The organism is Sphingomonas sp. GM_Shp_2, from assembly GCF_026540875.1.
GTDB classification, from domain to species: Bacteria; Pseudomonadota; Alphaproteobacteria; order Sphingomonadales; family Sphingomonadaceae; genus Sphingomonas; species Sphingomonas carotinifaciens.
Window position 1 is genome coordinate 43,962 of record NZ_JALNUQ010000023.1, and the last position, 9,158, is coordinate 53,119.

Here is a 9,158-nt window from a genome sequence, read left to right on the forward strand (position 1 = left end):
CCCCCTCACCCTCCCCACGGCGAAAGCCGCGGGTCCCCTCCCTCTCCCCGCTGGGGAGAGGGCGACCTACCGCCAGGCAGCGCCCCCCAAAAAATCAAACCCCCGCCGCCGCCTCGATGATCGGCACGAACTTCGCCGCGGTCAAACTCGCACCCCCAACCAGCGCGCCGTCCACATCGTCCACCGCCAGGATCGTCGCGGCATTCTCCCCCGTCACCGATCCGCCGTACAGGATGCGCACGCCGTCCGCCGCATCGCCGATCAGCATGCGCAGCTTGGCGCGTGCGATCGCGTGGATCGATCCGATCTCCTCCAGCGTCGGCGTGCGGCCCGTCCCGATTGCCCAGCGCGGTTCATAGGCAAGCGTGAACCAGCTGCCGTCCGCATTGTCGGGCACCGACTTCTCGATCTGCGCCTGCACCACGCGTTCGGCGCGGCCCGCGTTGCGCTCGGCCTCCGTCTCGCCGCAGCACAGGATGACGCTCAGGCCCTGCCGGTGCGCCGCCGCCGCCTTGGCCCACGCATCCTGGCTCGTCTCACCCTGATCGGCCCGCCGCTCGGAATGGCCGACGATGGTGAAGCTGGCGCCCACCTCCGCCACCATCGCTGCCGAGATGCAGCCGGTATGTGCGCCCGCATCGCGCTCGTGCACGTCCTCGGCCCCGATCGCCAGACCCGGCACCCGCGCCGCCGCCGGCCCGATCAGCGTGGCCGGCACCGCCACCGCGACATCGACCCCCGGCGCCGCGTCCGCGGCCGCCGCGATCGCGTCCAGCTCGCCGAGCGCGGCCAGCGATCCGTTCATCTTCCAGTTGCCCGCCACCAGTTTGCGCCGCGTCATCCCCGGATTCCCACTTCATCGTTATACATGTTCAACACCGATAGCGCGTCTGCGTTGCGGCACAAGCTTGATGCTTGCGCGCCCGCCTCTTAAAGCATCACCCGATTTTCTCCTGCCGATCGGTCGTCCATGCTCAGTTTCTTCCGCCGGATCATCAATTCCAAGGCCGGTGTCATCGTCACCTTCATCGTCCTGGGGGTGATCGCGATCGCCTTTGCGGCGGGTGACGTGTCGAACGTCACCAGCATGGGAGGCGGCATCGGTGGCGCGCAGGTCGCCAAGGTCGGCGATGCCAAGGTCGGCAATGCCGAGCTGCGCCAGGCGGTCGCCGCCGAGGTGGAGGCGTATCGCCGCGAACAGCCCACGCTCGATGTCGCGACCTTCATCGCGCAGGGCGGGCTCGACGGCACGCTGCAGCGGATCGTCAACGGCATGGCGCTGGAGGAATTCGGCCATGACCAGGGCATGGTCGTCTCGCGCCGCGCGGTCGACGGCCAGATCGCCTCGATCCCGGCGCTGCGCGGGCCCAATGGCCAGTTCGATCCCACGCTCTACCAGCGCATCCTGGCCGACCGGAAGATGACCGACCAGCAGGTGCGCACCGACATCGCCCGCGAACTGATCGGCCAGCAGCTTATCGCCCCCACCCAGGGCGCGACGCAGATGCCGCAGCAACTGGCGCTCCCTTATGCCTCGCTGCTGCTCGAAAAGCGCGCCGGCCAGATCGGCTTCATCCCGCTGACCGCGGTCGGCACCGGGCCTGCGCCCACGCCCGCGGAGATCCAGAGCTTCTACGGCCGCAACCTGTCGCGCTACACCCTGCCGGAGCGTCGCACGGTGCGCTACGCCGTGGTTTCGCCGCAGGCGGTCGCCGCGCGCGTCACCCCGACCGATGCCGAGATTGCCGCCTATTTCCGGTCCAACCAGTCCAGCTACGCCGCCAGCGAGAAGCGCACCGTCACCCAGGTGATCGTCGCCGACCAGGCCGGTGCGAATGCGCTTGCCGCCAAGGTGAAGGGCGGCACCGCGCTCGCCGCCGCCGCACAGGCCGCCGGGCTGGAGCCCTCCACGCAGGAAGGCGTCGACAAGGCCGCCTATGCCGCGACCACCTCCGCCGCGGTCGCCGATGCGGTCTTTGCCGCGCCCCAGGGCGCGGTCGTCGGTCCCTTGCGCGGTACGCTCGGCTTCGTCGTCGCGCGCGTCGATGCCGTCACCCAGGTGCCGGCGCGCACGCTGCAACAGGTTCGCGCCGACATCGTCGACACGCTGACCAAGCAGAAGTCCGCCGCCGCGCTCGCCGACCTGCGCAACAAGGTCGAGGATGCACTGGCCGACAACGCCACCTTTGACGAGGTCGTCGGCGACCAGAAGCTGCAGGCACAGGCGCTCCCCGCCGTCACCGCGCAGGGGCAGGCGCCCGACGCCCCCGCCTTCCAGCCCTCGGCCGAACAGCGCACCATGATCACCGCCGCCTTCACCGCCGAGGATGGCGATGCGCCGCAGGTGGTGCCGCTCGGCCAGGATGGCGGCTTTGCCGTCGTCGCTGTCGGTCAGGTCGTGCCCTCCGCCCCCCGCCCGCTGATGCAGGTGCAGAACGCCGTCATCGCCGACCTCAAGGCCGATCGCGCCCGCGCCGCGGCCCGCAAGGTGGCGAACGACGTGCTGGCCCGCGTCAACAAGGGCGCGGCGCTTGGCGCTGCACTCGGCCAGACCGGCCTGTCGCTTCCCGCCATCCGCCCGATCGCCGCCGCGCGGGCGCAGCTGGCCGCGGCGCAGCAGACGCCGGCCGCCGCGCCACTCGCGCTGTTGTTCAGCATGAAGCAGGGCACCACCAAGACGCTGCAATCGCCCGGCGGCGACGGCTGGTACGTCATCAAGCTGGACCGTATCGACCGTGGCGACGCTTCGAACACCCCCGACGCCGTCCGCGCCGCCCGCGCCGACATCGGTCGTCTTCAGGGCCGCGAATATGTTGAACAGTTCGTCCGCGCGGTCAGCAGGAATGTCGGCGTGAAGATCGATACCGGCAACGTCGCGGCGGTGCGCAACGAGCTGGTGAACGGGAGCAGCTCCAATAACTGATCCCGTCTCCGCGCTCGCCTCCGGCCGGCCGGCGCTGATCTGGCGCCGGCAGGTCGCGGATACCGAGACGCCGGTCGCCGCCGCCCTGAAGCTGATCGAGCCCGGCCGCGGCGACTTCCTGCTCGAATCGGTGGAGGGCGGCGCGACCCGCGGCCGCCACAGCCTGATCGGCCTTGCCCCCGATCTCGTCTTCCGCGCGCATGGGAAGGCCGCCGCGATCAACCGCCACTGGGCGACCGACCGCGACGCGTTCGCGGATTGTGCGCAGGATACGCTGGCGGCGCTGCGCACGCTGGTCGCCGAATGCCGCGCCGACGTGCCGGAGGGGCTGCCCCGCGCGCTGGCCTGTCTTGTCGGCTATTTCGGCTATGAAACCGTGGGGCTGGTGGAGGATCTGCCCCAGCCGGCGAGCGACCCGCTCGGCCTGCCGGACATGATCTTCGTCCGCCCCACCGTCATCCTCGTCTTCGACCGTCTCGCCGACGCGCTGTTCCTCGTCGCCCCGGCCTGGCCCGACGCCACCCGCGACGCCGCCGCCATCGTCGCCGATGCGGAGAGCCGCCTCGATGCGGTCGCCGCGCGGCTTGCCGCCACGCCGCTGCCGGCGCCCGTCCGGGTCGATCTCGACGAGCCCGCCTACACCCCCGCGCTCGCCCCCGGCCGCTACGGGGAAATGGTCGCCCGCGCGAAGGACTATATCGTCGCCGGCGACATCTTTCAGGTCGTGCTGGCCCAGCGGTTCGAGACGCCGTTTGCGCTCCCCCCCTTCGAACTCTACCGCAGCCTGCGCCGCATCAACCCCTCCCCCTTCCTCTACCACCTTGATCTCCCCGGGTTTTCCCTGATCGGATCCAGCCCCGAGATCCTCGTCCGCGTCCGCGACGGCGACGTCACCATCCGCCCCATCGCCGGCACCCGTCCGCGCGGCAGGACCGCCGCGGAGGACGAGGCGAACCGCACCAGCCTGCTCGCCGATCCCAAGGAACGGGCCGAACATCTGATGCTGCTCGATCTCGGCCGCAACGATACCGGCCGCGCCTCCGCACCGGGCAGCGTGCGGGTGACGGACAGCTACACGGTCGAACTCTACAGCCATGTGATGCACATCGTGTCGAACGTGGTCGGCACGCTGGCGCCGGAAAAGGATGCGCTCGATGCGCTGTTCGCCGGCTTCCCCGCCGGCACGGTCAGCGGTGCGCCAAAGGTCCGCGCCTGCCAGATCATCGCCGAGCTCGAACCCGAGCGCCGCGGCGCCTATGCCGGCGGCGTTGGCTATTTCTCGCCCGACGGATCGATGGACAGCTGCATCGTATTGCGCACCGCGGTGGTGAAGGACGGCATGATCCACGTCCAGGCGGGCGCCGGCATCGTCGCCGACTCCGACCCCGCCTATGAACAGCGCGAGTGCGAGGCCAAGGCCGGTGCCATCCTCGCCGCCGCCCGCGAGGCGGTCGCCCGCGCGGCGGAAAGCGGCTTCGGGCAGTAGGGGCGGCTTACTCCTCGCCGCCCGGCACCGCCCGCTCCGCTGCCGCATCGGCCCGGCGCTGTGCGGCGAAGTCGCGGTTCCAGGTCAGCGCGCAACCCGTCTGACCGCCGGAGCCCACCGGCGAGCAGGTGTCGGGCAGGCCCGCCGCCGTCCGCCCGACCCGATCCGCCACCGCGGCACGGTTCACCCAGCTCTGGTTCTGCGCCGCGATCGGCTGATCGTCGCGCAAGCCCTTGGGGATACGGAACGGCTCGTCGTCGCGCCCGCACACCACCACCTCGTCGGCCGTGCTTTGCGGGCATTTCTGGTCGCCGGTCAGGGTCACGCTGCGCACGCGCTTGGGCGGCTGGCCGGTCTCGGCCTGCTGATCGGCCGCGGCGGCCTGGGTCTGTGCGAAAGCCGGCAGAGGCGACGCGACCAGCGCGGCGATCAACAGGGGGCGAAACATGGGCGAATTCTCCTTTGTCGGGAACAACGTCGGGCGCGGCGCATGGCTCCATGCTGAACCGCGCCGATCCGCCGGCGCTAAAGCCGCAACATCGCCGCGATGTGTCGGCACCCCTGACACTTTGCAACATCGTGACACGCGTCTATGGCGGCCTCCATGATCCTCGTCGTCGACAATTACGACAGCTTCACCTGGAACCTCGTCCACTATCTCCAGGAACTGGGGACCGAGGTGGAGGTGGTGCGCAACGATGCCATCTCGGCGGGCCAGGCGCTGTCATCGGGCGCCAGCGCCTTTCTGATCTCGCCCGGCCCCTGCACACCGACGGAGGCGGGCGTCAGCCTCGACCTCGTCGCCGCCTGTGCCGATGCCGGCCGGCCGCTGCTCGGCGTGTGCCTGGGGCATCAGGCGATCGGCCAGCATTTCGGCGGCAAGGTGGAGCGCGGCGGGCTGATGCACGGCAAGACCTCGCCCGTGCTGCATGACGGCTCGGGCATGTTCGCAGGGCTCCCCTCGCCCTTCACCGCGACGCGCTACCATTCGCTGATCGTCAACGACGTGCCCGACAGCCTGATCGTCAATGCGCGCGCGCAGGACGGCGCGGTGATGGGCTTCCGCCACGCGCATCTGCCGATCCACAGCGTGCAGTTCCATCCCGAAAGCATCGCCACCGAACATGGCCACGCCATGCTCGCCAACTTCCTCCGCGAAGCGGGGATCGCCTACCGCATGCCCGCGCATCTCGCGGCATGACCACGGTTTCCCTGCTCCCCGATACCGCCTCGCCGCTGTCGCGCGAATCGGCTCGCGTCGCCTTTGCCGACATCCTCGACGGTCGCGCCACCGAGGCGGCGATCATCGCCTTCCTCACCGGCCTTACCGAACGCGGCGAGACCGCGATCGAGATCGCCGAGGCCGCGCGCGCCCTGCGCGAGCGGGTCGTCCCGATCCAGGCGCCACCCGGCACCGTCGATGTCTGCGGCACCGGCGGCGATGGCCATCATACGCTCAACGTCTCGACCGCGGTGGCGCTGGTCGTCGCCGCGCTCGGCGTGCCCGTCGCCAAGCATGGCAACCGCGCCGCCTCGTCCAAGGCGGGCGCCGCCGACACGCTGGAGGCGCTCGGCCTCGACATGGACCGCGCCGGCGCGGTGGCGGAGGCCAGCCTTGCCGATCTGGGCATCGCCTTCCTATTCGCGGCCAATCATCACCCCGCGATGAAGCGGATCACGCCGATCCGCCGCACGATCGGCCGCCGCACCATCTTCAACCTGATGGGCCCGCTCGCCAATCCCGCGCACGTCACCCGCCAGCTCATCGGCATCGCCCGCCCCGACTATGCCCCGCTCTATGCGGAGGCGCTGAACCAGCTCGGCACCCAGGCCGCACTGGTCGTCTCGGGCGAGGAGGGGCTGGACGAACTCTCCGGCGCCGGCCCCAGCATCGCCGTCTCGGTCGGGACGCTCAACGCACCCGCCACGATCACGCCCGAGGATGCCGGCCTGCCCCGCCATCCCGTCTCCGCGATCCGCGGCGGCGACGCCGCCCACAACGCCGCCGCCCTCCAGCGCCTGCTCGCCGGTGAGGAAGGCGCCTACCGCGACGCGGTGCTGCTCAACGCCGCCGCCGCGCTCCTTGTCGCGGGGCATAGCGCGACGCTCGTCGATGGCGCGGTCGCCGCTGCCCGCGTGCTGGACGATGGCGCCGCCGCCCGTCTGCTCGATCAATGGATTGCCTACCGATGACGACGATGCTCGACCGCATCCTGGAAACCAAGCGCGCCGATGTCGCCGCGCGCAAGGCGACGATCTCGCACGCCGATCTCGACCAGCGGATCGCCGGGCAAAGCGCCCCGCGCGGCTTTCGCGCCGCGCTCGATGCAAGGACCGGCCACGCGCTTATCGCCGAGGTGAAGAAGGCAAGTCCGTCCAAGGGCCTGATCCGCGAGGATTTCGATCCCGTCGCCCATGCCCGCGCCTATGAAGCCGGCGGGGCCGCCTGTTTGTCGATCCTGACCGACGAACGCTGGTTCCAGGGATCGGACGCCTATCTGGAGGCGGGCCGAAACGCCGTGTCGATCCCCGTGCTCCGCAAGGATTTCATGATCGACCCGTGGCAGGTGCACGAGGCACGCGCGCTGGGGGCCGATGCCATCCTCATCATCGTCGCCGCGCTGGACGACGCGCAGATGCAGGAGATCGAGGCGGCGGCCCTCGAATGCGGGATGGACGCGCTGGTCGAGGTGCACGACCTGTCCGAGATGGAGCGCGCCGCGCGCCTCCGCTCGCGCCTGATCGGCGTCAACAACCGCAACCTGAAGACGTTCGAGGTGAACTTCCAGAACACCTATGATCTGGTCGGCCACGCGCCGCAGGGCTGCACCTTCGTGGCCGAAAGCGGCCTCACCAGCCGTGCCGACCTCGATGCGATGGCGCAGCACGGCATCCACTGCTTCCTGATCGGCGAAGCGCTGATGCGGCAGGCCGATGTCGAGGCCGCGACCCGCGCGCTGGTCGGCTGATGCCGGGGCTGACGCATATCGACGCCGACGGCGCGGCCCGCATGGTCGATGTCGGCGACAAGGCGGTGACGCAGCGCCAGGCGGTCGCGTCGGGCCGCATCACCATGTCACGGGAAGCGGCCGCCGCCATTGCCGAGGGTCGCACGAAGAAGGGCGACGTTCTGGCGGTCGCCCGCGTCGCCGGCATTATGGCGGCCAAGCGGACCAGCGACCTGATCCCGCTCTGCCACCCGCTGCCGCTGACGAAGATCGAGATCGATCTGGCGCTGGACGAAAGCGGCGTCACCGCCACCGCGACCGCCGCCACGGCGGGGCAGACGGGGGTGGAGATGGAGGCGCTGACCGCGGTGTCCGTCACGCTGCTGACGCTCTACGACATGGCCAAGGCGCTCGACAAGGCGATGGTCCTGTCCGACATCCGCCTCCTCGCCAAGCAGGGGGGCAAGTCGGGCGACTGGGTCGCCCCTGTGGTCGCAGCTGCTCAGATTTCGTAGCAGAACCCGTCGCGCGCGGCCGCCGCCTGTCCGGCCCGACCGCTCATCCGCGCATGCAGCCGCCGGATCGTGTCGCTGCCGGTGGTGGTGAACAGCGCCGGCACCGCGGCATGCACCATGCAGGCCAGCCCGCCGCCCAGCATCGCCAGCCCGAACCGGCTCGCGGTGCGCGCATGGTCGAGATAGCTTTCACCCACCGCACGCGGGTGCCCGGTGAAAACGGTATCGAGAATGGAAAGGGCTCGCATCGGCTTCTCCTTGGGCGGATAGGATATCGCATCCGTCCATCAGGGATCAACCACGGACCCTTGCCGCCCCGACGCCGTTCTCCCCAGGCCGCTTTGCGAAGGATATCGCCATTTCCGCCGCCACCCCGCTCGTCCCCGTCACGCAGGCACAGGCACGCCTGCTCGCGCTTGCCGTGCCCGTGTCCACCGAAACGCTGCCGCTGCGCGATGCGGCGGGTCGCTGGGCCGCGGCCGACATCGTCGCCGCCCGCACGCAACCCGCCGCCGACCTGTCGGCGATGGACGGCTATGCGATCCGCTTCGCCGACATGCCCGGCCCGTGGCAGGTGATCGGCGAAAGCGCCGCCGGTCGCCCCTTCGACGCTTCGGTCGGCGCACGCCAGGCGACCCGTATCTTCACCGGCGCCGCCCTGCCCCCCGGCACCGATACCGTGCTGATCCAGGAAGAGGCCGGGCGCGACGGCACCGGCCTGACCCTCACCGGCGAAGGCCCGGCGCACGCCGGACGCAACGTCCGTCCCCGCGGGCTCGACTTCCACACCGGCCAGCGTCTGGTCGCCGCGGGCGAGCGTCTCACCCCCGCCCGCATCGCCGTCGCCGCGACGGGCGGGGTCGCCGCCCTCCCCGTCCGCCGCCGCGTGCGCGTCGCGATCGCCGCCACCGGGGACGAGCTGGTCGCGCCGGGCAGCGACGCCAGCGGCCTTGCGCTCCCCGAATCGAACGGCGTCATGCTCGCCGCGATGCTGGGCGACCTGCCGGTGGAGATCATCGACCTCGGCATCCTGCCCGACGACCTGGACGCGCTGACCCGCGCCTTTGCCGGCGTGCGCGCCGACCTGCTCGTCACCACCGGCGGCGCCTCGGTCGGCGATCACGACCTCGTCCGCCCCGCGCTCGCCGCGGCCGGTGGCACCATCGACTTCTGGCGCATCGCGCTGCGCCCCGGCAAGCCGATGATGGCCGGCCGGCTTGGCGACGCGCTCGTGCTCGGCCTGCCCGGCAACCCCGTCTCCGCCTTTGTCACCGCCATGCTGTTCG

The 9,158-nt window shown here is 70.9% G+C and carries 10 protein-coding genes; 7 read left to right on the forward strand and 3 right to left on the reverse strand.

What is annotated here, in order from left to right:
• Window positions 1–94: 94 nt before the first annotated feature.
• Window positions 95–841, reverse strand: coding sequence for a triose-phosphate isomerase (tpiA, locus tag OXR08_RS09980; protein ID WP_149681642.1), 747 nt, complete (start codon window positions 839–841; stop codon window positions 95–97).
• Window positions 842–970: 129 nt separating this feature from the next.
• Between tpiA and OXR08_RS09985 the strand changes: the two genes are divergently transcribed.
• A complete protein-coding gene (locus OXR08_RS09985; RefSeq protein WP_267349522.1) occupies window positions 971–2,923 on the forward strand; it encodes a peptidylprolyl isomerase in 1,953 nt (650 codons plus the stop codon).
• Entirely contained in the window at window positions 2,916–4,409 is a 1,494-nt protein-coding gene (gene trpE, locus OXR08_RS09990; protein ID WP_267349530.1) for an anthranilate synthase component I, read from the forward strand. The genes OXR08_RS09985 and trpE overlap by 8 nt, the downstream gene beginning before the upstream one ends.
• 7 nt (window positions 4,410–4,416) lie before the next feature.
• Here trpE and OXR08_RS09995 read toward each other — a convergent pair whose 3' ends face one another.
• The gene (locus OXR08_RS09995) at window positions 4,417–4,857 is read right to left on the reverse strand and encodes a hypothetical protein (RefSeq protein WP_112382457.1); all 441 of its coding nucleotides are present in this window, start codon (window positions 4,855–4,857) and stop codon (window positions 4,417–4,419) included.
• 156 nt (window positions 4,858–5,013) lie between these two features.
• On the opposite strand from OXR08_RS09995, the gene OXR08_RS10000 reads away from it, so the two are divergent.
• Genes OXR08_RS10000 through moaC form a run of 4 tightly spaced genes read left to right on the forward strand, consistent with a single transcriptional unit; the run spans window position 5,014 to window position 7,872 of the window.
• The gene (locus tag OXR08_RS10000) at window positions 5,014–5,610 is read left to right on the forward strand and encodes an aminodeoxychorismate/anthranilate synthase component II (RefSeq protein WP_112382662.1); all 597 of its coding nucleotides are present in this window, start codon (window positions 5,014–5,016) and stop codon (window positions 5,608–5,610) included.
• On the forward strand, window positions 5,607–6,602 hold the full coding sequence (gene trpD, locus OXR08_RS10005) for an anthranilate phosphoribosyltransferase (RefSeq protein WP_267349523.1): 996 nt from the start codon (window positions 5,607–5,609) through the stop codon (window positions 6,600–6,602). Before OXR08_RS10000 ends, trpD begins: the two co-directional genes overlap by 4 nt.
• Window positions 6,599–7,378, forward strand: a complete 780-nt coding sequence (trpC, locus tag OXR08_RS10010; RefSeq protein WP_112382459.1) for an indole-3-glycerol phosphate synthase TrpC — start codon at window positions 6,599–6,601, stop codon at window positions 7,376–7,378. Before trpD ends, trpC begins: the two co-directional genes overlap by 4 nt.
• The gene (gene moaC / locus OXR08_RS10015) at window positions 7,378–7,872 is read left to right on the forward strand and encodes a cyclic pyranopterin monophosphate synthase MoaC (protein WP_267349524.1); all 495 of its coding nucleotides are present in this window, start codon (window positions 7,378–7,380) and stop codon (window positions 7,870–7,872) included. The genes trpC and moaC overlap by 1 nt, the downstream gene beginning before the upstream one ends.
• On the opposite strand, the gene OXR08_RS10020 is transcribed toward moaC, so the two are convergent.
• The gene (locus OXR08_RS10020) at window positions 7,860–8,120 is read right to left on the reverse strand and encodes a DUF6356 family protein (RefSeq protein ID WP_267349525.1); all 261 of its coding nucleotides are present in this window, start codon (window positions 8,118–8,120) and stop codon (window positions 7,860–7,862) included. The genes moaC and OXR08_RS10020 overlap by 13 nt on opposite strands.
• 110 nt (window positions 8,121–8,230) lie before the next feature.
• Here OXR08_RS10020 and OXR08_RS10025 point away from each other — a divergent pair.
• Window positions 8,231–9,158: molybdopterin molybdotransferase MoeA (locus OXR08_RS10025; protein ID WP_267349531.1), on the forward strand; the 928-nt coding region annotated here is incomplete at its 3' end.